This window comes from Maribacter luteocoastalis (assembly GCF_048890225.1).
Classification (GTDB): domain Bacteria; phylum Bacteroidota; class Bacteroidia; order Flavobacteriales; family Flavobacteriaceae; genus Maribacter; species Maribacter luteocoastalis.
The window spans coordinates 338,909-361,752 of the sequence record NZ_JBMFZG010000003.1 but is presented as its reverse complement, the minus strand read 5'-3'; the positions used below and the strand labels follow the sequence as shown (position 1 = coordinate 361,752).

Annotated in this window: 22 protein-coding genes; 15 read left to right on the top strand and 7 right to left on the bottom strand. The window is 36.5% G+C overall.

Annotated features, from left to right (window positions below; translation table 11 throughout):
* Positions 1–107 precede the first annotated feature (107 nt).
* Entirely contained in the window at positions 108–962 is an 855-nt protein-coding gene (locus tag ACOCEA_RS08870; RefSeq protein ID WP_420755872.1) for a UDP-2,3-diacylglucosamine diphosphatase, read from the top strand.
* Here ACOCEA_RS08870 and ACOCEA_RS08865 read toward each other — a convergent pair.
* Entirely contained in the window at positions 959–3,871 is a 2,913-nt protein-coding gene (locus tag ACOCEA_RS08865) for an FAD-binding and (Fe-S)-binding domain-containing protein (protein WP_420755871.1), read from the bottom strand. The genes ACOCEA_RS08870 and ACOCEA_RS08865 overlap by 4 nt on opposite strands.
* Before the next feature lie 93 nt (positions 3,872–3,964).
* On the opposite strand from ACOCEA_RS08865, the gene ACOCEA_RS08860 reads away from it, so the two are divergent.
* Together ACOCEA_RS08860 and ACOCEA_RS08855 are read left to right on the top strand one after the other, a co-directional pair.
* The gene (locus ACOCEA_RS08860; protein ID WP_420755870.1) at positions 3,965–4,459 is read left to right on the top strand and encodes a hypothetical protein; all 495 of its coding nucleotides are present in this window, start codon (positions 3,965–3,967) and stop codon (positions 4,457–4,459) included.
* 101 nt (positions 4,460–4,560) lie between these two features.
* On the top strand, positions 4,561–5,694 hold the full coding sequence (locus ACOCEA_RS08855; protein WP_420755869.1) for a redoxin domain-containing protein: 1,134 nt from the start codon (positions 4,561–4,563) through the stop codon (positions 5,692–5,694).
* A 92-nt stretch (positions 5,695–5,786) separates the two neighbouring features.
* Here the strand turns inward: ACOCEA_RS08855 and ACOCEA_RS08850 are convergent, their stop codons facing one another.
* Both ACOCEA_RS08850 and ACOCEA_RS08845 read right to left on the bottom strand, forming a co-directional pair.
* The gene (locus ACOCEA_RS08850) at positions 5,787–7,442 is read right to left on the bottom strand and encodes an LVIVD repeat-containing protein (RefSeq protein WP_420755868.1); all 1,656 of its coding nucleotides are present in this window, start codon (positions 7,440–7,442) and stop codon (positions 5,787–5,789) included.
* 138 nt (positions 7,443–7,580) lie between these two features.
* Entirely contained in the window at positions 7,581–8,231 is a 651-nt protein-coding gene (locus ACOCEA_RS08845) for a rhomboid family intramembrane serine protease (protein ID WP_420755867.1), read from the bottom strand.
* Positions 8,232–8,290: 59 nt separating this feature from the next.
* On the opposite strand from ACOCEA_RS08845, the gene ACOCEA_RS08840 reads away from it, so the two are divergent.
* Both ACOCEA_RS08840 and ACOCEA_RS08835 read left to right on the top strand, forming a co-directional pair.
* Positions 8,291–9,187 carry a lysophospholipid acyltransferase family protein gene (locus ACOCEA_RS08840; RefSeq protein ID WP_420755866.1) on the top strand — a complete coding sequence of 299 codons (897 nt, stop codon included), beginning with the start codon at positions 8,291–8,293 and terminating at the stop codon, positions 9,185–9,187.
* Between the two features lie 94 nt (positions 9,188–9,281).
* Positions 9,282–10,271 carry a sterol desaturase family protein gene (locus tag ACOCEA_RS08835; RefSeq protein WP_420755865.1) on the top strand — a complete coding sequence of 330 codons (990 nt, stop codon included), beginning with the start codon at positions 9,282–9,284 and terminating at the stop codon, positions 10,269–10,271.
* Here ACOCEA_RS08835 and glmM read toward each other — a convergent pair.
* Entirely contained in the window at positions 10,268–11,656 is a 1,389-nt protein-coding gene (gene glmM / locus ACOCEA_RS08830; protein WP_420755864.1) for a phosphoglucosamine mutase, read from the bottom strand. The two genes, ACOCEA_RS08835 and glmM, sit on opposite strands and share 4 nt — an antisense overlap.
* A 94-nt stretch (positions 11,657–11,750) precedes the next feature.
* On the opposite strand from glmM, the gene ACOCEA_RS08825 reads away from it, so the two are divergent.
* The 4 genes from ACOCEA_RS08825 to ACOCEA_RS08810 are packed head-to-tail and all read left to right on the top strand — an operon-like array spanning position 11,751 to position 15,238.
* A complete protein-coding gene (locus ACOCEA_RS08825; RefSeq protein WP_420755863.1) occupies positions 11,751–12,335 on the top strand; it encodes an acyl carrier protein phosphodiesterase in 585 nt (194 codons plus the stop codon).
* 30 nt (positions 12,336–12,365) lie between these two features.
* Positions 12,366–14,051, top strand: coding sequence for a gamma-glutamyltransferase (gene ggt / locus ACOCEA_RS08820; protein WP_420755862.1), 1,686 nt, complete (start codon positions 12,366–12,368; stop codon positions 14,049–14,051).
* A gap of 32 nt (positions 14,052–14,083) precedes the next feature.
* The gene (locus tag ACOCEA_RS08815) at positions 14,084–14,788 is read left to right on the top strand and encodes a hypothetical protein (RefSeq protein ID WP_420755861.1); all 705 of its coding nucleotides are present in this window, start codon (positions 14,084–14,086) and stop codon (positions 14,786–14,788) included.
* 21 nt (positions 14,789–14,809) lie between these two features.
* Entirely contained in the window at positions 14,810–15,238 is a 429-nt protein-coding gene (locus tag ACOCEA_RS08810) for a GNAT family N-acetyltransferase (RefSeq protein WP_420755860.1), read from the top strand.
* 15 nt (positions 15,239–15,253) lie between these two features.
* Here the strand turns inward: ACOCEA_RS08810 and ACOCEA_RS08805 are convergent, their stop codons facing one another.
* Complete coding sequence (locus ACOCEA_RS08805) at positions 15,254–16,018, bottom strand: XRE family transcriptional regulator (RefSeq protein ID WP_420755859.1); 765 nt, start codon at positions 16,016–16,018, stop codon at positions 15,254–15,256.
* A gap of 97 nt (positions 16,019–16,115) precedes the next feature.
* Between ACOCEA_RS08805 and ACOCEA_RS08800 the strand changes: the two genes are divergently transcribed.
* Both ACOCEA_RS08800 and ACOCEA_RS08795 read left to right on the top strand, forming a co-directional pair.
* Positions 16,116–17,378 (top strand): putative DNA modification/repair radical SAM protein, encoded by a 1,263-nt coding sequence (locus tag ACOCEA_RS08800; protein WP_420756222.1) that lies wholly within the window; start codon positions 16,116–16,118, stop codon positions 17,376–17,378.
* Positions 17,379–17,496: 118 nt separating this feature from the next.
* Entirely contained in the window at positions 17,497–18,363 is an 867-nt protein-coding gene (locus tag ACOCEA_RS08795) for a TIGR03915 family putative DNA repair protein (protein ID WP_420755858.1), read from the top strand.
* Between the two features lie 27 nt (positions 18,364–18,390).
* Here the strand turns inward: ACOCEA_RS08795 and ACOCEA_RS08790 are convergent, their stop codons facing one another.
* Entirely contained in the window at positions 18,391–18,918 is a 528-nt protein-coding gene (locus tag ACOCEA_RS08790) for a hypothetical protein (RefSeq protein WP_420755857.1), read from the bottom strand.
* 178 nt (positions 18,919–19,096) lie between these two features.
* Between ACOCEA_RS08790 and ACOCEA_RS08785 the strand changes: the two genes are divergently transcribed.
* Entirely contained in the window at positions 19,097–20,143 is a 1,047-nt protein-coding gene (locus ACOCEA_RS08785; RefSeq protein WP_420755856.1) for a ThuA domain-containing protein, read from the top strand.
* A gap of 24 nt (positions 20,144–20,167) precedes the next feature.
* On the opposite strand, the gene ACOCEA_RS08780 is transcribed toward ACOCEA_RS08785, so the two are convergent.
* The gene (locus tag ACOCEA_RS08780) at positions 20,168–20,635 is read right to left on the bottom strand and encodes a nuclear transport factor 2 family protein (RefSeq protein WP_420755855.1); all 468 of its coding nucleotides are present in this window, start codon (positions 20,633–20,635) and stop codon (positions 20,168–20,170) included.
* Positions 20,636–20,756: 121 nt separating this feature from the next.
* Here ACOCEA_RS08780 and panB point away from each other — a divergent pair, with 121 nt between their 5' ends.
* Genes panB through ACOCEA_RS08765 form a run of 3 tightly spaced genes read left to right on the top strand, consistent with a single transcriptional unit; the run spans position 20,757 to position 22,813 of the window.
* Positions 20,757–21,575: a 3-methyl-2-oxobutanoate hydroxymethyltransferase gene (gene panB, locus ACOCEA_RS08775; RefSeq protein ID WP_420755854.1), complete on the top strand. Its 819-nt coding sequence runs from the start codon at positions 20,757–20,759 to the stop codon at positions 21,573–21,575.
* A 6-nt stretch (positions 21,576–21,581) separates the two neighbouring features.
* Positions 21,582–22,085: a signal peptidase II gene (lspA, locus tag ACOCEA_RS08770; protein WP_420755853.1), complete on the top strand. Its 504-nt coding sequence runs from the start codon at positions 21,582–21,584 to the stop codon at positions 22,083–22,085.
* 29 nt (positions 22,086–22,114) lie between these two features.
* On the top strand, positions 22,115–22,813 hold the full coding sequence (locus tag ACOCEA_RS08765; protein WP_420755852.1) for an RluA family pseudouridine synthase: 699 nt from the start codon (positions 22,115–22,117) through the stop codon (positions 22,811–22,813).
* Positions 22,814–22,844 lie beyond the last annotated feature (31 nt).

Here is a 22,844-nt window from a genome sequence, read left to right as displayed (position 1 = left end):
CTTGGTCCTTTTTGGTGATGATTTTTTAACACTGTAGTTAACTAATAATGATATGAGCTTTAGCATTTTAAAATACCATTAGGTCTAATTTTGTAGAAATTAAAGACTTGAAAAAGAGAAAACTAGAAATAGCGGTTATTTCCGATGTTCACCTGGGCACTTATGAGTGTTATGCAGATGAATTACTGGTTTATCTTTGTAGTATTGACCCGAAAATATTAATTCTAAACGGTGATATCGTAGATATTTGGCAGTTTAGCAAAAGCTACTTTCCTACTTCCCATTTAAACGTGGTCAAAAAATTGGTTTCAATGGCTTCCAAAGGAACCGAAGTACATTATATTATGGGAAATCACGATGTGGCTCCCAAGAAATTGGCAAATATATCTTTAGGAAATATAAAATTCAGCAAGAAACTAGTGTTGAACATACATGGTAAAAAGACGTGGTTTTTTCATGGCGATGTTTTTGATACACCATTTATTAATAGCAGGTGGGTCGTAAAATTAGGCAGTTTAGGTTTCAACCTTTTGATCAATTTGAATAAGTTGATCAATTGGGTATTGAAAAAATTTAAAAAAGAAAAATATTCCCTAGCAAGCAAAATAAAAAGAGAAGACCATAAATCCCTTAAATATATTAGGGATTTTGAGACTACTGTCACAGACATAGCCATAGAAAACCAATATGACTATGTCGTTTGTGGACATATACACCAACCCAGGAAACAACTTTTTGAAAACGCCAAGGGTATGGTTACCTATTTAAATTCAGGAGATTGGGTAGAAAATCTTACTGCACTTGAATACTCCTTTAAACGCTGGAAATTATATACCTATAAGAATGATAAGTTATCACCATTCTTTATGGACGAGGCTTTAAAAGAAATGGATCTACACCAATTGATAGCTTCTATTACTGCTAAAAAAGAAAAACCATTTGGTAAGAAAAAGATACACTAATCTAAAAGTGCCTCTTTTAAAATGCTTACCGGATGTTGGGCAATTCTATTAGTGCCATCAAATATCTGATGCCTACAACTCGTACCATTTGCAGCTATAATCGTTTCATTAGATGATTTACTTACCGCGGGAAAAAGTTTTAATCCACCTACCTTCATACTCGTTTCATAATGCTCCTTTTCATAACCAAAAGAACCAGCCATACCACAACAGCCAGAAGGAATAATAGTGACTTTATAATTCTTAGGTAAATTTAAAATATCAAAAGTTACTTTCTGATTGCTCAACGCCTTTTGGTGACAGTGGTTATGAATTTTTATTTCTTTTGAAGACTCATTAAAAACAGTTGCATCCAACTCTCCTTTTTGAATCTCCTTTGCCAAAAATTCCTCTATTAAAAATGAATTGTCCGCAATCTTAGCTGCTAAGTCCACATCCTTTAACATACGTTTATATTCATCCCTAAAAGACAAAATGGCGGAGGGCTCCAATCCTAAAATAGGCAACCCTTGATTTACATAATCGGCTAGCTTACTCGCATTTTTTTCAGCTATGGCCTTGGCCTGTTTCAAAAATCCCTTTGACAAATAGGTTCTACCACTTTCACCGTAAAACAGCGTCACTTCATAGCCCAATTTCATCAAAAGCTCTATTGCATCCTTGCCTACCTCAACATCTAGATACCTCGTAAACTCATCAATAAACAAAACAACCTTTATTTTATTTGTAACAAATTTATTTTCAAATAGTTGTTTATACTTATCAAAATCAACACTATAAACTTTAGGCAAGCTTCTTTCCTTGGCTACACCACTGACTTTTTTCAATACCCCCCCGAAAAAACTAGAATCGTACATGGCATTTGTCAAGCCTGCCATTTTACTTCCCAGTCTATTAAACTTGGTATTATGTGCAAATAGTTTTCCTCTTAAAGGATAGCCGTTTACTTCTTGGTATTGAAACAGGAACTCCGTTTTTAAAGTAGCAATATCTACATTACTAGGGCACTCAGTAGCGCAAGCCTTGCAGCTAAGACAAAGGTCAAAAACCTCTTTAAGCTCTTTACTATCAAATGCATTAGAACCCTCAGGATTGGTAAGCATCTCCCTAAGTGTATTGGCCCTTCCCCTAGTGGTATCTTTCTCGTTTTTGGTCACATGATAACTAGGGCACATTCCTCCGGCCATTACATGTGTCTTTCTACAATCACCACTACCATTACACTTTTCTGCCGCTTTAAGGATACCCTCGCTGTCAGAAAAATCAAAAAGTGTTTTTATCACAGGCTCTGTACGGTCTACTTCATACCTAAAAGATTCGTCCATAGGAAAAGCATCCACAATCTTTCCAGGATTAAAAATGTTATTCGGGTCAAAATATGACTTTATCCTTCTCAATAATTGATAGTTTTTGTCTCCAATCATTAATGGGATAAATTCTGCCCTAACGATTCCATCACCGTGTTCGCCACTAAAAGAACCCTTGTATTTTTTGGTAAGTTTAGCAACATCTGTGGTTATAGCCCTAAACAAACCAACATCAACTGATTTTTTCAAATTTAGAATTGGCCTCAAATGAAGTTCCCCAGCACCCGCGTGCGCATAGTATACAGCGTTTTGACCGTAACCTTCCATGATTTGAGTAAACTCAGCTATAAAATCTTTCAAGTCCTCAACGGCCACCGCAGTATCCTCTATACAGGCAACAGCTTTCATATCGCCCACAATATTGCCCAGCAACCCTAAGCCTGCTTTACGCAATTCTATGGCTTTATGTATGTCGGCACCATAGAGAACCGGGCTTGCATAACTTAAACCAGAGGTTTCAACAGTTTTCAACAATTCTCTAACAGCCTTCTCTAATTCAGCTTCGCTATGGGCGTTTAACTGCAGCATTAACAACCCCTTCGGGTCACCTTCAACAAAAAATCTATTTGCTAATTGGGTTCTATTGTTTTTGGTACAATCCAAGATTACCTTGTCCATCATTTCACATAATTGCAAAGGATGCTCCATAACAGGTACCACATCTAAAAGACACTCTTCCAAAGAGTGGTAATGCGTAACCACCATGGCAGAAAGTTTTGGAGGTAGATCATCCAATTGCAAGGTTATCTCAGTAGTAAAGGCTAGTGTACCTTCACTACCACTCAGCAATTTTGCCAGGTTTATATGCTGTTCTGGGCCTCCAAAAACAGATGCCTTTAATAATTCGTCCACGGCATAGCCCGTATTTCTTCGATGTATCTGAGGTTTTGGAAATTGTTCTTTTATTTCACTTTGTATATCACTAGTTATTAATTCTTTATGTAAATTGTAATAAAGTGATGCTTCAAAACTATTTTCTTTTAATTTATCTTGAAATTCTTCATTACCAAGGGTCTTGAATTCCGCTTCACTGGCATCGGACAATATGGTTTTCATAGAAATCACCTTATCCCTTGTCACTCCATATTGTATAGAGGTCGTACCAGATGAATTATTACCAACCATACCCCCTATCATACACCTATTGGAAGTAGAGGTGTTGGGTCCAAAAAATAAACCAAAAGGTTTTAGATATAGATTAAGCTCGTCCCTAATAACCCCTGGCTGGACCGTAACTTGTTTCTTTTCCGAATCTAGATGCAAAATATTAGTGTAGTGCTTAGAAACGTCCACAACTATGCCCTCACCAACACATTGACCTGCTAAAGAAGTACCTGCCGTTCTTGGTATAAGGCCAATTTTGTGCTCATTGGCAAAATGGATCAGCCTTTTAATATCCCCATTACTTTTTGGAAAGGCAACTGCCATTGGCATCTTTCTATATACAGATGCATCAGTGGCATAAAGTGTTTTGGAGAGTTTATCTATATGAAGTTCGCCCTCTAATTCCTGATCTAACCCAGATAATAAATTATTGTTCAATTTGGCACAATTTTAGCTGCTAAAATAAGTTTAAATGTTTGAGCAACATAAGGATTTTGCTCACTTTTTTAATTCTAAATTTAATTTGAACCTATGAAAATTTTAAATTATTTATCCGTAATTCTATTACTCACTTCAATTTCTTTGTCTGCACAAGAAATATCAGAACATGCCTTAGGACTTCGTTTAGGGGATAGTGATGGTTTTGGAGCCGAAATCTCCTACCAAAAATCTATTGGACGTACCAACAGGGCAGAATTTGATCTAGGCTGGAGAGACAGCAGAAATTTTGATGCTTTTAAGTTGGCCGGACTTTACCAATGGGTTAGACCAATTGAAGGGGGTTTTAATTGGTACTACGGTGTTGGGGGCGGTGTTGGTAGCGTTGATTTTAATCCGGCATTTAACACAAATGATGATGGTGGCGTTTTTATTTTTGCCGCAGGGGATATTGGTATTGAATACCATTTTGATATACCCTTATTACTTTCGTTGGATTTTAGGCCAGAAGTAGGCATTGCTGGCTATGACGGCTTTTCCGATAACTTTGATTTTGATATTGGTTTAGGGGTTAGGTATTTGTTTTAAACCAAAATAGGCACACTTAAAAGACCCTTTGTTAATCGCTTAGGGTCTTTTTTTATATCCTAATATATAAGTACATTTGCCTGAATTAAAATACGTATTCTATGAAAAAGAGCCTACTGTTAATAGTTGGTATAGCAACTTTAATGAGTTGTAATAGTACACCGGAAGGTTTTACCATTAACGGTGAACTAAGAGGTGAAATCCCAGAGGGCACTAATGTATTCCTAAAAAGAATAAACAACAATAACCAACCAGAAGAAGTAGATACTGCAATGGTATCAAATGGTATATTCCAGTTTAAAGGTGTTTCCAATACGCCTGAACTACATTATATATTTGTTGATAAGCTAACCGGTTATACTGCGATAATATTAGAGAATGGAACTATAGACTTTACTGCACAAAAAGACAGTTTAGGATTTGCAGAGATAAAGGGAACTTATCAAAATGATATTTTTTCAAATTACTTGAAAAAATCTAGGGATTTATCATTACAGGCAAAGTCAATTCAAGAAGATTTACAAATGGCCGCTGCCAATGGAAGTTCAGAGGCCAGTGTTATGGCCTTAAAGGATGAGATGCAAGAGCTTGAGGAAAAATACCAAGGGTTTGAGATTGAATACATCAAGAATAATCCCGATGCTTTAATATCAGCCTTACTCTTAGATCGCGCAATGTCTACAAAGACCATAAGCAGTGGTGAATTACAAACTTTGTATGAGGCATTATCGCAAGAAATTAAGGATTCACGCCCTGGCAAACGTCTCATGGAAGGTATGGAAGCATTGAAAAGATCCGAGGAAAATGAAAAAAACACTTCTGTAGGTGCCACAGCACCAAACTTTTCCGGTCCTAACCAAAATGGTGAGAACATAGCCCTTAATGAGTTGCTAGGGAAAGCTACCCTAATTGATTTCTGGGCAGCATGGTGCAGACCATGTAGGGCAGAAAACCCTAATATTGTTGCCGTTTACAAAAAGTACCATGATAAAGGTTTAAACGTGGTTGGTGTTTCGTTGGACAAGACTGCTGACGCTTGGAAAAAAGCAATTGCCGATGATGGATTAGAGTGGAACCATATATCTAACATTGCCTATTTTAATGATCCCATAGCTAAAATGTACAATATTAATGCCATTCCTGCGGCATTCCTTTTAGATGAAAATGGTGTTATTGTGGCGAAAAACCTAAGAGGCTCAGCATTAGAAGAAAAAGTGGCAGAACTACTGAATTAGAAAGAAAGTGCCTTTCATAAAAAAGCCCGAGACAATGCTTGTCTCGGGCTTTTTTTGTATTACATCAACAAATCTGTCCTCTAATTATGATATTAAAATTTAGCTTTCACATCATTGAAGGTGCCTAAAACATTGGCATTGGCATGTTTGTTTACACTTCCAAATATATTTACAACCGAATTTTCTCCAATAAATTCAATTGTAGCACCGTCCTCTAGGTTCAAATCTCCATAAATGGTAAGGTTTCCTTCCACCCTAAAAGTTGCATTTTCACCCACAGTAACATCTTTTCTTCTAGAATTTCTAGCAACTACAAAAGTACCGTTCATTTCCAATAAAGCATTGGCTGTAATGTTTACTTCATTCCTAACGGTCCATGATCCACAAAGTAATAGGGAGCCGTTTACATTAAAATCATTAAATCTTTTTGCACCACGATATGATAACACATCTGATATACCGATATTTAAATCTGAACTTCCAGTGTAAAATGATAAATCGGCGCAACGACTTACCAAACTTGCATCGGGCCTGTTTAATTTTATTATCTGTAAACCTTCTTTACCAGATGCAGCGAATATATAATCTCCTTTAGTTGCAACATAATTTATTGAACCTTCTAATTGAATGATTCCCACTAAATCGGCATCTTGGTTATCTTGGTCTTCCGACAAACATAATCCTGCACCACCATTTGCCATTAATAAAACATCCCCATTAACAGCAACCGCATTTGTAACAATATCAGATACATCAACTGATTCTGGATTTATTAATATTGGCACATATTCAATAAAAGCCCCCGTAGTTGCATTGTACACGCCAGCACCATTGGCACCTTCGGCAACAACTATATTATCACGTGAAAATTCCAAGGTACGTTTTGTATTAATGCCAAAGTCAGAATCTATTGCTATATCACTTATTTTATTAAGTCCCTCGTCCATGATGGTTACACCTGCACTAGCATCCAAAACAGCAATTTTATTGTCTTTTGTGGTTACAGACCTTAGGTCTAGAAACGGAGCTTCAACTACAGTTGTCAAATCCGATGCGTTATAAACTCTAACAAATCCTTCTTGACCACTAGTTACTATCACATTATTACCGACCACTTGCACATCAGTCGCATTATAACCGTCTTGAAAGCCATAGGTTATTCCAGCATCCAAATCTAAACGTCCATTAGCAGCTACAATTTTAGCGACAAAGGAATTTCCCGTAGCGGTTACGGATCTTTCAGAATCTACTCCACCTGCCAAATACACAAAACCATTATCATAATCAATTGAATTGATATCCGCATTTGTGTAATACAATCTTGAGGTTACCCTTGGGTTGGTTGGATTACTTACATTAATAATGTCAACCGCACCTACATATCCATCTTCTACCGTATTGTAAGATACATAAGCGTAATCACCATCTATATCTACATGGGATGCCGTTAAATTCTCTCCTCCTTGGTATGAAGGCACATCCACTTGGGCAACTAAGGTTAAAGGATAATCCCCAGCTTGTTCCGCCTTGCCCGAAGCATTTGATTTTCCAGTGACAGTAGCCACATCCAAAATATCTAAAACCCCAGCTTGGTCATACAAAATGCTGTTTTCCAATAAGGTTTCATTTGTTTCCACTCTAAGATTCTCAGTATTATTTGGCTCTTCATATACCGTGGTCTCATCACTACACGAAAAAGTAAATGCGAGTAATGTTAAAACACTAGTAAGTATGGGGAATTTCTTCATAATAAACTTTATTCTTGGTTGTTAAAGTTTTTCAAGAACGTTTAAGGCGTGGTTCTTTTATAAAACAACAGTGCTTTTCGATGAAATGCACGAATTTTTCTACCAACATCAAATTATAATAAGAAAATTCCTACTTTATTAAAGTTTACCCATCTTTTCTAAAATAAAAAGCAACACAATGGGCAATGCCAATAAAAATACCATTAAAGTATCTGTCTGTAGTAGACTTGGCATAAACAACAATGTGGTAATATAACCACCTATAGCGCCACCAAAATGGGCCGTATGGCCAATATTTCCAAGACGACTTTTCATACCATAAATGGAATATAGCAAATACCCAATTCCTAATATATACGCTGGAAGGGGAATGGGGATAAACATAATACCCAATTGCATATTGGGTTGTAATAGAATAGCACTATATAGAATCCCAGTCACTGCACCACTTGCTCCCACAGCCGTATAGTAGGGTTCGTTCTTATGAAAAAATACCGCTAAAAGACTACCGGCCAATAGGCTAATGAAGTAAATGACAATGAATTTTCCCTCACTGAACCAACGTATAACCACTGGTGCAAAAAAATACAAGGTGAACATATTAAAAAAGAGATGGGCAATATCTACATGAAGAAAACCAGAAGTAAGCATTCTTTCCTTTTGGCCTGCTTTAATTGCTCCAATACCAAATTTATAGCGATCAAAAAAATAAGAATCATTAAAACCCTTTAGCGAAACCAAAATATTGGCGGCGATGACCACTATCGTGGCAATGTCCATATTGTTCATTAAGAAACCATTATTATTGGTTTCAAATATAGCTATATTTGCCCATTATATATAAAGGCATGCAACTACTGGTATTTCTTTTGGTCTATCCTTTTTTATGGTTGATCTCCATTTTACCACATAGACTGTTTTATACTTTTTCTGATTTTGTTTTCTTCTTCGTTTACCATGTATTTGGTTACCGAAGAAAAGTAGTACAAAAAAATTTACACCTAGTTTTTCCTGAAAAGGAAGAAGCTGAAATTAAAACTATTGAAAAGGAGTTTTACAAGCATATGTGCGATATGTTCCTTGAAATGGTAAAGACCATGAACTTAAGCAAAGAGCAGGTGCGTAAAAAATATAAGGTACTAAATGTTGAAGTAATCAAGAAAATTGAAAAGGAACGAAGCGTATTAATAGTTTGTTCCCATTATGCCAATTGGGAATGGAACGTAAGTATTAACAACTATGTAAACGCAAAGGGATACGCTGTTTACCAGAAAATAGGGAATAGATATTTTGATGATTTCATTAAAAAAGTTCGTGCACGATGGAATACCACCCTAATTACCCAGCAACAAACGGTAAAAACAGTTGTGAGGGACAAACGAGATGGCACCATAGGAATTTTCGGTATGGTTAGTGACCAATCCCCACAGGCACATAGGGCTCAATATTGGGCAGATTTCATGGGTATAAAAGTACCTATATTCAATGGGGCCGAAACTATGGCGAGAAAACTAGATTTAGCCGTAGTATTTTTAAAGGTAAGCAAAGTTAAACGAGGGTACTATCAGGCTGAATTTATCCCCATTACGGAAAGCGGAAGGAATACAGAGGAAAATTATATAACCGATACTTTTTTACGTTTAACAGAAAAGCAAATACGGGAAAACCCAGCGCACTATTTGTGGACACATAAAAGATGGAAGCACCGAGACAAACAACCTGCCCATTTTGCTAAAACTTCTTAAGGCATTAGACTTTAGTCCAAAATAGCTAATAAAACTCCAAAAATTTCACTTTTCTTAATTTTTATAAATATTTTAGTTCATAAAACTAAAATTCATGGAGTTTTTGGACATATTTTATAATGAAATCATTGGGTTCTTGGGAATTTCCCAAGCATGGGAAATTATAAAGACCGGGGACTATAGTTCCTTTAGGACCTTTGAAGGCTTAAAAAGCCTAATTTATCCCATCATACCCTTGTTATTACTATTGGAACTTATTTTGGGGTTAGTGTATAAAAAGCCCCAGACAAAAGTGTACAAAGTAAACTTCCTGATTTATGTTTTTAATAGGTTCATAGGTAGGTTTATTGCCATTGCCATGGTCACACTTTGCATTGGTTGGTTTCAGCCCCTTGCGATAATTCAAACGGGGCCAACCTGGTACTGGTTTATATATGCCTATATGGTTTGGGAGTTCGGACATTTTATTTACCATTACCTAGGGCACAAAGTAAGACTATTTTGGTGTCTCCATTCAACACATCATGCCCCTGAGGACATGAATCTCTCGGTGACCTACGCACACTTTTTTTTAGAAGCACCCTATGCAGATACCATAAGGACCACCGTATGTATAGTATTGGGAGTAGAACCTACTATGTTGTTTTTAATCATGTTTATTGACGGGACCTATGGTGCTTTTATCCATGTAGGTGATAACATAGTGAAAGATGCTCGGTTGGGCTTTTTAAACAAAATTATGCTAACACCTTCCCATCATAGGGTACATCATGCAAGAAACCCACTTTACATGGATACCAATTTCTGTAATTTATTAAATATTTGGGATAGGGTTTTTGGCACCTATCAAGAGGAGAAATTAGACACCAAGCCAGAATATGGCATTACCCGTAACGTTAACAGCGGTAATTTTATAGATGTGTATTTTGGTGAGATTATTGCTCTCGGCAAGGATATACTAAAGGCTCCAGGGATTAAAAACAAGCTTGCTTATATTTTTATGCCCCCTGGATGGAGTCATACAGGGGAGCATAAAACTTCTAAAATTGTTAGAGCCAATTATTTTGCTGGCAAGTCTTCTTAAATTCCTGCCACTTCCTTAATCTCTGCAATAATCCTATCAGCTAATGCATCCGCATCAATCTGGCTCTTTGCCTCTGTGTAAATTCTAATAATAGGTTCCGTATTAGATTTCCTTAGATGAACCCAATTTTCCGGAAAATCTATTTTCACACCATCTATAGTAGAGATGTCCTCATCTGCATATTTTTCTGCCATTGATTTTAATATTCCATCAACATCCAATCCAGGGGTTAATTGGATTTTCTTTTTACTCATAAAATAGCTTGGATAACTAGCCTTTAGTTCCGCTACAGTCCCCCCTTTTTCTGCCATCAACATTAAAAATAACGCGGTTCCCACTAAAGAATCGCGACCGTAATGACTTTCTGGATATATGATGCCTCCATTGCCTTCACCTCCAATAATTGCATTGTTCGCTTTCATTTTAGTCACCACATTTACTTCACCAACAGCAGCAGCCTCATAGGTGCCCCCGTGTTTTTCAGTAATATCACGTAATGCCCTAGACGATGATAAATTAGATACCGTATTTCCTTTGGTTTTACCTAAAACATAATCCGCACAAGCAACTAAGGTATATTCCTCGCCAAACATTTCCCCATCATTACTAATAAATGCCAAACGGTCTACATCTGGATCAACCACAATGCCAAAATCGGCCTTTTCCTTAACCACGAGTTCACAGATATCCTTTAGATGCTCTTTTAATGGTTCTGGGTTATGGGGGAAATGACCTGTTGGATCACAATACAACTCCACCACTTCTACCCCTAATTCCTTTAATAATTTAGGAATGGCAATTCCTCCAGTAGAATTAACACCGTCTACCACTACTTTAAATTTAGCCTTTCCAATCACTTCCGCATCAACTAAAGACAAATCCAGTACTTCATCAATATGAATATCTATATAACTATCATTTTTTACTATTTCCCCTAAATCATCTACCTCCGAAAAATCAAAATCCTCCTGTTCTGCGATCTCCAATATTTTAGCACCTTGTGCCGCATCTAAAAACTCTCCCTTTTCATTCAACAACTTAAGGGCGTTCCATTGTTTTGGGTTATGACTGGCCGTAAGAATAATTCCACCATCGGCCTTTTCTAAAGGCACCGCTATTTCAACCGTTGGCGTGGTAGATAGATCTAAATCAATTACATCTATTCCTAAGCCCACCAAAGTAGAAACCACTAAATTCTGGATCATTTCACCAGAGAGCCTTGCATCCCTTCCTATAACAACCCTAAGTTTATCTTTTTTTGAATATTCTTTTAACCAAATACCATAAGAGGCAGCAAATTTTACAGCATCTATTGGGGTTAAATTATCACCAGGCTTACCTCCTATAGTACCTCTTATTCCAGAAATAGATTTAATTAGTGTCATAAATTGATTTAAGTTTTTGCAAATATACAAGGTCTGATTACAATTGGGAGGTTAGCAATTCGTAAATTCGACCTTAACAAAATATTCTCGGCAAATGAACTTTTTAGCCCATATTTACCTTTCGTTTGGGGATAATGACATTACCATTGGCAATTTTGTTGCTGATAGTATACGAGGAAATAAATACCAGCATTTACCGGAAAGAATTCAAAAAGGCATAACATTACACAGACATATAGATACATATACCGATGCCCATAAAATACCCAGAATGAGCAGTAAAAGACTTCATGAAAACTATAGTCATTATAGCAGGGTGATTGTGGATATTTTTTATGACCATTTTTTGGCAAAAAATTGGTCCACCTATTCTGATATGCCTTTAGATGTTTATGTTAATGATTTTTATCATTTATTGAAGGACAATTACTTGCTTTTACCGGATAATACAAAACGAATGATGCCCCATATGATATCTGAGAATTGGCTATATAACTATTCTAAGATGGAAGGCATTGCCAATGTACTGAACGGCATGAACAGAAGGACTAGAAATAAATCGAAAATGAATTTTGCCATCATTGACCTAGAAGAGCATTATAGTCATTTTGAAAACGAGTTCACACTGTTTTTTGAGGAATTGATTATCTTCTCTAAACAAAAATTCAACTCATTATAAATATCGAGATTATCATTACAACACAACTTTATGAAAAAAGCCATACCCTTTCTACTTATACTCCTTGTTTTTGTTCATTGTAAAAAAACATCTGCTCCACCAACAGGTTTGGTGACAGATAAAGCAATGGTGGTATCTGCACGTGAAGAAGCATCAAAAATTGGATCTGAAATTATGAGAAGTGGCGGTAATGCCTTTGATGCCATGGTGGCCACGGAAATGGCACTGGCTGTGGCCTACCCATTTGCGGGTAATCTCGGTGGTGGTGGTTTTATGGTGTATCGTAAGGCAAATGGTGAAATTGGCGGCCTAGATTATAGGGAGAAGGCTCCTCTTGCAGGGCATAAAGACATGTATTTGGATTCCTTAGGCAATGTAATACCAGGTAAAAGTACGCTAGGTGCTACTGCAGTTGGCGTTCCAGGTACTGTTGCTGGAATTATTGAGGTGCATAAAAAATTTGGATCACTGCCGTTAAAGAAAATTTTGGAGCCCGTTATAGCCTTGGCAGAAAAAGGAGTTTTAGTTACTGCTAACCAAGAAAAGAGATTGGCCAGTCAACGTGATAAGTTTATAGAAGTAAATGGGGATAGCACCAAATTTGCCCATGAATATAAAGAAGGGGAAACGATTACTTACCCCAATCTGGCAAATACATTGCGAAAAATAGCTGATAATGGTAGAGACGGATTCTATACAGGTGAGGTTGCCCAAAAGTTAGCTGCTTTTATCAAAGAAAAGGGAGGGTATATTACCGAAGAGGATTTGGAAAAATACCAAGCGGTGTGGAGAAAACCTATCGTTTTTGATTATAAAGACTTAAAAATTATAAGCATGAGTCCCCCAAGTAGTGGTGGTGTAACCATTAATCAAATTTTAAAGATGATGGAGCCCTACAATATTGCAGAGTTTGGACACAACTCGGCCAAAACCATACAGTTGTTCACCGAAGCTTCTCGCAGGGCATATGCAGATCGTAATTATTTCCTAGGTGACCCAGATTTTGTGGATATACCGTTGGATATTTTGTTAAGCGATTCCTATTTACAAGATCGTATGACCAATTTCTCATTTGACAGGGCTACCAAATCCTCTGAAGTGGAACGGGGAAATGTTGAAATTATAGAAAGTATGGAGACCACTCACTATTCCATAGTAGATGCTGAAGGTAATGCAGTATCGGCAACCACTACATTGAATGGAGCTTATGGCTCAAAATTATACGCTGACGAGCTAGGTTTTTTCCTGAACAATGAAATGGACGATTTTAGTGCAAAACCAGGTGTGCCCAACATGTTTGGTCTAATTGGTGCAGAAGCAAATAGTATAGCTCCCGAAAAACGTATGTTAAGTAGCATGACGCCTACCATTGTAGAAAAAGAAGGTAAACTATGGTTGGTTGTAGGAACACCAGGTGGGTCTACCATAATTACGGCAGTGGCACAAACTATTTTAAACACCTACGAATTTGATATGAGCATGCAAGAAGCGGTGAACGCACCACGTTTTCACCATCAATGGCTACCCGATTTGGTGATTTTTGAACCAGAAGGGTTTCCTGAAACCCTTCTGGATGAAATGAAGTCAAAAGGATATATTATTAATGAAGAACGAACACCAATAATAGGCAAAGTTGATGCTATTAGAATACTATCTGACGGAAAGTTGGAAGGTGGAGCAGATAAACGTGGTGATGATGCGGCAGCAGGATTTTAAGTTGATAATAAGCGCTGGTTAATTTATTATAAATGAAAAAACGCTCAAAAATACTAGGTATACCGCTACTTCTTTTGCTGTTGGCCCTAGGTACTGTTTACATTATTTATAACGAACCTTTACCTGAAGGTAGAACTGGCACTGAAGCGGATGCTTTGGCACATAAAATGCTCAGATCCTTAAACTATGAAACGTATAGGAATACCCGTTTTTTAGAATGGTCTTTTAGAGGTGGGAAGCACCAGTATAAGTGGGACAAAACTAATGGCATTGTTGAGGTGCAGTGGGATGGCTATATTGTGAATGTGGATTTAATAACACCAGAATCTAGTGTGGCCAGCAAAGATGGGATAGAACTTGAATCTTATAAAAGGATAAATGCCACGGAAAAAGCAATTGAAATGTTCAATAACGATTCTTTTTGGCTTGTAGCACCCTATAAAGTGATGGATAAGGGAACAGAACGCAAAATTATCCCTTTATCAGATGGCTTAGAAGGGTTATTGGTAACGTATACCAGTGGAGGTTCAACTCCGGGTGATTCTTATTTATGGATATTACAACCCAACGGTTTCCCGAAAAGCTTTAAAATGTGGGTAGCCATACTACCTATTGGTGGTATTGAGGCCACTTGGGACGAGTGGGCCATTATGGAAAGTGGCGCTTTTCTGCCAAAAAATCATACGTTAGGTCCTATTACATTAAAAATGAGAGATGTTAGGGCTTACAATCGCTAAAATTTGATAATACAATATTTTATGGAGATAGAATTATTGAACAACAAAAAGATTTCATACAAATTACAGCAACAATTAACCATGCTTTACAAAGAATTAAATGCTGAGCTTAGGCAACTTTCTTTAGAGGAAATCCTACAAGAACCAGAAGGTATTGATATTGCTTGTTGTTTTGACAATGATCAAGTGGTGGGTATTGCGATGATGGCAAATTATAAGGTAATATCTGGTCACAAGGGCATGGTGGAAGATGTTGTAGTTTTCGAAAAATATAGAGGTCAAGGCTTGGGTAGAAAACTTATGGAAAAGCTATTGAATTGTGCAATAGAAAGAAAACTAGATGAGGTACTTTTATTTAGTGGCCATCACAGAACCACTGCCATCAATCTGTATAAGAGCCTAGGGTTTAAATTGAAAAATAGTGGCCTTTACGTTAAAAAATTGGTTTAAAATAAAATAATAAGGTCAAACCTTTTTAACGTGCTGTAATTGATTTTTAAGCTCCTGCATAGACTCCTGTAATTGCCTCAATAAGCCACTGTCAGTGGTTGCATCAACATTAAAGGTTATTTTACTGCTTACCTCCCAAATTTCCTGCACCTGAAAAGGTTTAATATCATACGGTGGATAGGTTTCATTTAAGGAAACCAAGGTGATATTATTGGAATTTGGCCTTTTTTCAATCTTTTTGACCATGACGGAATCCTGGAGAACCACTACATACATTTTGTTGGCACTTACATGGTCTATATGCTCTATTGCCCTTGCCAATACCCATTCCCCTGGATGCAAATTAGGCAACATACTGTCCCCTTCCACCTGAAAACCCCTATACGTAGCATTTCTAAATTCCGGAATAGGCAAATCAAATGCAGGTAACTGTTGGTACCAACTGGTATCTGCAATATTTTGGGGATAACCGGCGGCTGCTTTTGCGTTTACCAAAACCATGTTATCGTTTTCAGAACTATCAACCGTAACTACTTTAGGTATTACGCTTGTTTTGGAGGTTTCCAAATATTGATTGTCACTCTCCCCAAATAACCATAATGGATTTATCTTAAACTGACGAAGCAACTCAGAAACTACTTTACCTGATAACTTGGTTCTACCGCGTTCTATATCTGCCGTGGTATTGGAAACACCTAATAACTTGGCAAACTCAGCCTGTGTGTGTCCTAATTCCCTTCGAATATCAGTAAAACGCTTTAATGTAAGTTCATTTTCCATACTCAAATATAGTAAATTAGGATTATTTCCAAAATATTTTATGGATTATTTCCATTATTTGGAATATATCCATATTTTTGGAATAATTACTTTTCTTATGGACTTTGAACGAATTAGGGAAAAATTGAACATATTGGCAGATGCAGCCAAATATGATGTGTCTTGTTCTAGCAGTGGCAGCAAACGTAACAACAAAGACAAAGGTCTTGGAAATAGTTCAGGAATGGGTATTTGCCATAGTTATACGGAAGATGGTAGATGTGTTTCCCTATTAAAAATATTACTCACAAATCACTGCATTTTTGACTGTGCTTATTGTGTTACCCGAAAAAGCAATGATATAAAGAGGGCGGCATTTAAAATTCAGGAGGTGGTGGACCTGACCATTAATTTTTACCGAAGAAATTACATTGAAGGCCTGTTTTTAAGCTCCGGGATTTTTAAAAGTCCAGATTACACTATGGAAAGGTTAATTGCTGTTGCAAAAAAACTTCGGGAAGAAGAAAATTTTAATGGCTATATACATTTAAAATCCATTCCGGGTGCTAGTGATGAGCTCATGTATGAGGCTGGATTATATGCTGACCGATTATCCGTTAATATTGAAATTCCCACAATTTCCGGTCTTAAATTATTGGCACCAGATAAAAAGCATGAGGATTTTACTAAACCTATGCTTAAGGTCAGGAACGAAATTATTAAATATAAAAACGAAAAAAAGCTTATAAAGGCAGCGCCTAAATATGCCCCTGCCGGGCAAAGTACCCAAATGATTGTTGGCGCTACAGGTGAATCTGATAAAGATATCATGTATTCCGCTACGCATTTTTACAAAAACTACCATATGAAACGAGTGTATTATTCTGGTTACGTGCCCGTTACCAACGACAATCGCCTTCCTGCAATGGGTAGCCAAGTACCCATGCTTCGGGAAAATAGATTATATCAGACCGATTGGCTTTTGCGATTTTACGGCTTTAATGTAAGTGAACTATTAAATGATGCACATCCAAATCTAGATGTAGAGATAGACCCTAAATTAAGTTGGGCCTTACGTAACCTTCACCATTTCCCAGTAGATGTAAATAAAGCGGAGAATCATCTTCTTGCGCGTATACCAGGGGTTGGTATGACATCGGTTTCGAAAATTATAAAAGCTAGGAGATTTTCAAAATTAAATTGGGAACACCTTAAAAAGATGGGAATAGCCTTAAACCGTGCCCAATATTTTATGGTTTGTGATTCTAGACATTGGGAAAGAAGGGATTTAGAGGCTAATCATATTAAAGGAATGATTTTAAAAACATCTACAGGGAAATTTAGAAATAATTATAGTAGTCAATTGTCTCTTTTTAACTAATAATCAACACTTAATTCAGCCAAAATGGAATACCTAAATGAAACTAAACATCAGCTGTTAGTCCCAAAAACAAACCAACTTTTAGAACGAAGCCATACCATGGTCCTAAATACTGGTTATGCCTTTATTCTCCAGAGGAACAGGTTCAAAAAATATTGTATTGGCCAATGGAGAAAAATCAAAACATTTTACTTTTAAAACAAACAATATGAACACATCTAGAACATTAATTTACGACGGAAGTTTCAATGGTTTTTTAACTGCAGTTTTCACTGGATTTGAACAAAAATTAAGTCAAGTGGAAATACAAAGAAAGAGTCAATCACAAAATGGTTTGTTCACAGAGACAGAGACTATATTTACAAATGTTGAAAAAGCAAAAAGGGTTTGGAATGGTATTAGAAGTCGAAGTAACAATGCCATAAAGAATATTTATTTTGCCTTTTTAAGCGAGCAAAAAGGGATTGAACCCCTACTCTATCATTACATTCAGAAAGTAATGAAATCTGATAAAAACAAGGAATCCGATTTCTCTGATGATTGTATTTTAAAGATTGGACAATTAGCACACAAAGTAGGTCGTGAAAAGCATAGGATGGAAGCCTTTGTAAGGTTCCAACTAACCAAGGACGAAGTGTATTTTGCCAATATAGAACCAGACTTTGACGTATTACCCCTAATTTCTAAACATTTTCGTTCTCGATATGCAGACCAACAATGGATTATTTATGATGTTAAACGCAACTATGGCCTGTTTTATAATTTGCAAGGTGTAGAATTAATTTCCTTGGATTTAAAAGATGTACATAACAACGGTATACTTAAGAGTAATGTGTTTACCAATACGGAACATGATTATCAAGAACTTTGGAATAATTATTTTCAAAGTACCAATATTAAATCGCGCATTAATAAAAAATTACATATACAGCATGTTCCTAAACGCTATTGGAAATATTTAAGCGAAAAGAAAGAGGCTGTGTAATTTAAGGATGAATCAATAATACGGGTCTTATTTGCTTCGCTCCCCAACAAATTGGTCGCTTTTATTTTTGAAAAGCACATTAAATGTGGTGAGACTGCCATAAATACGGGTAATATATTGTTGCAGCTCAACTTTTTCCTGATCATCCAAGTTATTACTGGAATTTATTTTTTGTTCCATTACTCGAATCCGGTCACGCACCATTACTATTTTATGAAAAAAGGTGTCTATTGGAATTTCTTTATTACTAAGTCCAACTTCACCCGGTTCTAAAATAAGGTTACCACCTTTCCACTTGTCCGCAATGGCGACTTGCTCCGTAACATCGCTCCATTTTTTTAAGATAGAGACCAAAGAACTTTCTACATCAAAAAAGCTAATTGTATCTACATCATCATCTAGCCGCTCTATAACCTCAAAATCATCGTTAATATCAATGGTTTCCAAACCATTTTCCATAAACGTTACCCAGTAGTGTTTAGAAGAAACATTGGTTACAACCCCTTTGCCAAATTCCGAATGTTCAATACGAGAGCCTATACCTAATAATTGCATTTTTTATTTTTTATCAATATAAATGCTAATTTAAACTGACAATTAATTTTTGGCAAGTTGAAACAAATATAAAAGTTGGCAAATAATTGCCCATTAACGAAAAAACCTATGTTGTGAATTTGAACAACTTCCATTACATTTAAAGATTATCACTAATGAAGCAAATAAATCCCTGAAAATGAAAAAACTAAATTGGTTAGTAGTAATAGTATTATTGGTTATGGCTTGTGGTCAAGACAATAAGAAAGAAAACGCAGTGGCCAAAGAACCTTCCAAATTAAAAGCATTGATCATTGATGGACAAAACAATCATTTTATATGGCCAAAAACCACCATGATGATGAAAGATTATTTAGAGGAAACGAATCTTTTTGAGGTAGCTATTCACCGTATGGATTCGGTGTGGTTAGGCATAAAGTACAATCAATCGAGACCAGAAGCCTACACATCATTTATTGAAAAGTATCCTTTAGATTCTGCTGCTTATGGTATTTCCCATACTCCTATAACCACTTCCAATTTTTCCATTGATTTTGAACAATATGATCTAATAGTATCCAATTTGGGGGCAGAATCACCCTTATGGCCAACAGAAACTAGAGCGAAATTTGAAGAATATATGAATAATGGCGGTGGTTTTGTTGTTGTACATGCAGCAAACAATGCATGGGGAAATTGGCCTGAATATAACAAAATGATCGGTTTAGGAGCTTGGGGCGGACGAGATGAACAATCTGGGCCATATGTTTATTATAATGAGGAAGGCAAATTAATAAAGGATAATTCAGAAGGTGGTTGCGGATCACATGGTGCCGAGTATGAGTTTGAGGTAACAACACGTGCGCCAAAACACCCAATCATGCAAGGTTTACCTACCACTTGGTTACACACACCTGATGAAATGTATGAACGTATGAGAGGACCATTTGTTAATGCGACCATCCTTGCCACCGCATATTCAGATGTTGAAAAAAATGCACCACCATGGGACCCAACAGTAAAAGGGTTGGGACAGCATGTTCCTATGTTAATGGCCATTGATTATGGACAAGGACGAATATTTCATACAACACTTGGCCATTTTGATTATTCCGCTGAATGCGTTGGATTTATAACCACTTTGCAACGTGGTTCTGAATGGGCTGCAACAGGAAAGGTAACTCAAGCGATTCCCAGTGATTTCCCTACTAAAGAAAAATCAGTATCGAGAAAATGGGATAAATAATAGCTGTATTTACAAAAGTTTACGTTACTCAGGGCTATTTTGGCAACCTTGCTTTCTTCGAGTATCTATGAGATAAATAATCTTCCAGATACCCTCTTCCTTAAAAAGTTGAAAGGAATTAACACCGCAATGGTGAAATTTGTCGTTTAACCAAAACTCGTAGGGCGTCCATGCATTGGCCATGGCGCCATCTATCTGAATGCTGTAATTGATTATTTTTTCTTGAAAGTTAACGGAATCAGGTATGCTGATTATTGAGTTTATCAAATCGTCAAAATGCTCAGTTCGCAACACTTGCTTTCCTTCCCTATCAACTCCTATGGTCTGTAAAACCACTTCTGGACTCACAATTTTTTTCATGCCCTGTTCATCTTTTGCGTGAAAGGCATCAAAAAAAGAAATCACCGTATTTTTAACGTTCCTATCTTCTTCCGTCTGCCCAATCCCATAGGTAATTGTAAATATCGCCAATAGTAAAAGTGGATTTTTCATTTGATGCTGTATTAAAAAATTTTATATAAAATTAAGCATTATCCATTTGTTATTGTTTCTATCAACGAAATATTGAGTCTCATTAAAACTCCTTATTTTTATCAACATTAAAAACTTATAAATGTCTGTAGCAAAAAAAGAATATAAAAGGGTAACGGTTAAATCCTTGGTGGATATGAAAAGTAACGGAGAAAAGATATCCATGCTAACTTCATATGACTATTCCATGGCCAAGATAGTAGATGCCGCCAACGTTGATGTAATTTTAGTTGGGGATTCTGCCAGTAATGTGATGGCAGGTCATGAAACTACCTTGCCAATAACCTTAGACCAAATGATATACCATGCCTCATCGGTCATAAGAGCTGTAAAAAGGGCTTTAGTGGTTGTGGATCTGCCTTTTGGTAGTTACCAAAGTGATCCAAAAGAGGCATTACGCTCTGCCATTAGAATTATGAAAGAAAGTGGCGCTCATGCCGTAAAGGTTGAGGGTGGTACGGAAATTAAGGAATCTGTCAAACGTATCCTAGCAGCTGGTATTCCAGTAATGGGCCATCTTGGGCTCACACCACAGTCTATTTATAAATTTGGCACCTATACCGTAAGAGCCAAAGAAGAGGAGGAAGCCCAAAAACTAATGGAGGATGCCTTAATGTTGGAAAAATTAGGCTGCTTTGCAATTGTATTGGAGAAAATACCAGCAGAATTAACAAAGAAGGTATCTGAAAGCTTAACCATACCAACTATTGGTATTGGTGGTGGAAAATATGCTGATGGCCAAGTATTGGTTGTTCATGACCTATTAGGTATGACACATGAGTTCAACCCCCGTTTTCTAAGAAGGTATATGAATTTATATGAAGAAATGGGTGATGCTATTTCAAACTACGTAAAAGATGTAAAAAGTATGGATTTCCCAAGCGATGAGGAACAATACTAATTCAATATGAAGACAATCCAAAAGCCAATTCTTAGCAGATTGATGATACTTTTGATAGTCCTGCTAAATATAGGTTGTGATCAGATTTCAAAAGAAATAGTTCGTACCACTATAAAAAGTCATGATTATATTCAAGTGATCAGTGATTATTTTATTCTTACGAATATAGAAAATACGGGTGCTATGTTAGGTTTTGGCCAAAATTTTCCACCTATTTTGAAAGTTCTTCTATTGCAAGTATTACCATTGCTGGTTTTACTTGTTTTACTGTACCGTACACTGACGAAAACCAATTTAAATAAATGGATGGTTTTAGCATTTGCCTTTGTTATTGGCGGTGGTATTGGAAATTTGATTGATAGGATTGCTTATGGTTCTGTAACCGATTTCTTCCAGATACGCTTAGGTATTATTAAAACAGGAATTTTTAACTTGGCCGATGTAGCAGTTACGATTGGGGTTCTCCTCATCCTCTTTTTAAGTCTTACTGGTAAGAAATTATCTGTTTAACATTAAAACCTTCAAATAAACACTTCTTTTTGGGCAACAAACAACATTCTACTAAAGACAATCTTCAGGTACTTTTTGAGGACAACCACATCATCATTATTAACAAAAGACCTGGGGATATTGTACAAGGTGATAAAACTGGGGATACACCTTTAAGCGAAGTTGTAAAAAAATATCTAAAAGATAAATATCATAAACCTGGAAATGTGTATTTGGGCGTTGTGCATAGGTTAGATAGACCAACCTCTGGCATTGTGCTTTTTGCAAGAACCTCCAAAGCCTTACCTAGGTTAAATAAATTATTTGCAGACAAGGAAGCTAAAAAAACGTATTGGGCCATTATTAAAAAAGCACCCGAAACACCTGAAGGAACCTTGGTTAATTGGTTAAAGCGTAACCCTAAGCAAAATAAATCATACGCCCACTCAAATGAAGTTCCCGATAGTAAAAAAGCAATTTTAGATTATCGCATATTAAAAAAATTAGACCGGTATTTTCTGTTGGAAATTGATTTAAAGACAGGGAGACACCATCAAATACGTTCACAATTATCAGGCATAGGATGTCCAATAAAGGGCGATTTAAAATATGGTTTTGATAGAAGCAATGCGAATGGTAGTATTCATTTACATGCTAGAAAACTTTCTTTTAACCACCCCGTAAGTAAAGAACTAGTTACTGTTGTGGCACCCTTGCCTAAAGACCCAATCTGGGATGCATGTGTCTAATTTTAGTGTTTTTTAGTATTTCTAAGACCAA

What these genes read in the sequence shown, in the direction of transcription:
- ACOCEA_RS08860 (WP_420755870.1), top strand. Translation starts at nt 3,965, where the DNA reads ATGAAAATTTTAAATTATTTATCCGTAATTCTATTACTCACTTCAATT.
- ACOCEA_RS08855 (WP_420755869.1), top strand. Translation starts at nt 4,561, where the DNA reads ATGAAAAAGAGCCTACTGTTAATAGTTGGTATAGCAACTTTAATGAGT.
- ACOCEA_RS08850 (WP_420755868.1), bottom strand. Translation starts at nt 7,442, where the DNA reads ATGAAGAAATTCCCCATACTTACTAGTGTTTTAACATTACTCGCATTT.
- ACOCEA_RS08845 (WP_420755867.1), bottom strand. Translation starts at nt 8,231, where the DNA reads ATGAACAATATGGACATTGCCACGATAGTGGTCATCGCCGCCAATATT.
- ACOCEA_RS08840 (WP_420755866.1), top strand. Translation starts at nt 8,291, where the DNA reads ATGCAACTACTGGTATTTCTTTTGGTCTATCCTTTTTTATGGTTGATC.
- ACOCEA_RS08835 (WP_420755865.1), top strand. Translation starts at nt 9,282, where the DNA reads ATGGAGTTTTTGGACATATTTTATAATGAAATCATTGGGTTCTTGGGA.
- glmM (WP_420755864.1), bottom strand. Translation starts at nt 11,656, where the DNA reads ATGACACTAATTAAATCTATTTCTGGAATAAGAGGTACTATAGGAGGT.
- ACOCEA_RS08825 (WP_420755863.1), top strand. Translation starts at nt 11,751, where the DNA reads ATGAACTTTTTAGCCCATATTTACCTTTCGTTTGGGGATAATGACATT.
- ggt (WP_420755862.1), top strand. Translation starts at nt 12,366, where the DNA reads ATGAAAAAAGCCATACCCTTTCTACTTATACTCCTTGTTTTTGTTCAT.
- ACOCEA_RS08815 (WP_420755861.1), top strand. Translation starts at nt 14,084, where the DNA reads ATGAAAAAACGCTCAAAAATACTAGGTATACCGCTACTTCTTTTGCTG.
- ACOCEA_RS08810 (WP_420755860.1), top strand. Translation starts at nt 14,810, where the DNA reads ATGGAGATAGAATTATTGAACAACAAAAAGATTTCATACAAATTACAG.
- ACOCEA_RS08805 (WP_420755859.1), bottom strand. Translation starts at nt 16,018, where the DNA reads ATGGAAAATGAACTTACATTAAAGCGTTTTACTGATATTCGAAGGGAA.
- ACOCEA_RS08800 (WP_420756222.1), top strand. Translation starts at nt 16,116, where the DNA reads ATGGACTTTGAACGAATTAGGGAAAAATTGAACATATTGGCAGATGCA.
- ACOCEA_RS08795 (WP_420755858.1), top strand. Translation starts at nt 17,497, where the DNA reads ATGCCTTTATTCTCCAGAGGAACAGGTTCAAAAAATATTGTATTGGCC.
- ACOCEA_RS08790 (WP_420755857.1), bottom strand. Translation starts at nt 18,918, where the DNA reads ATGCAATTATTAGGTATAGGCTCTCGTATTGAACATTCGGAATTTGGC.
- ACOCEA_RS08785 (WP_420755856.1), top strand. Translation starts at nt 19,097, where the DNA reads ATGAAAAAACTAAATTGGTTAGTAGTAATAGTATTATTGGTTATGGCT.
- ACOCEA_RS08780 (WP_420755855.1), bottom strand. Translation starts at nt 20,635, where the DNA reads ATGAAAAATCCACTTTTACTATTGGCGATATTTACAATTACCTATGGG.
- panB (WP_420755854.1), top strand. Translation starts at nt 20,757, where the DNA reads ATGTCTGTAGCAAAAAAAGAATATAAAAGGGTAACGGTTAAATCCTTG.
- lspA (WP_420755853.1), top strand. Translation starts at nt 21,582, where the DNA reads ATGAAGACAATCCAAAAGCCAATTCTTAGCAGATTGATGATACTTTTG.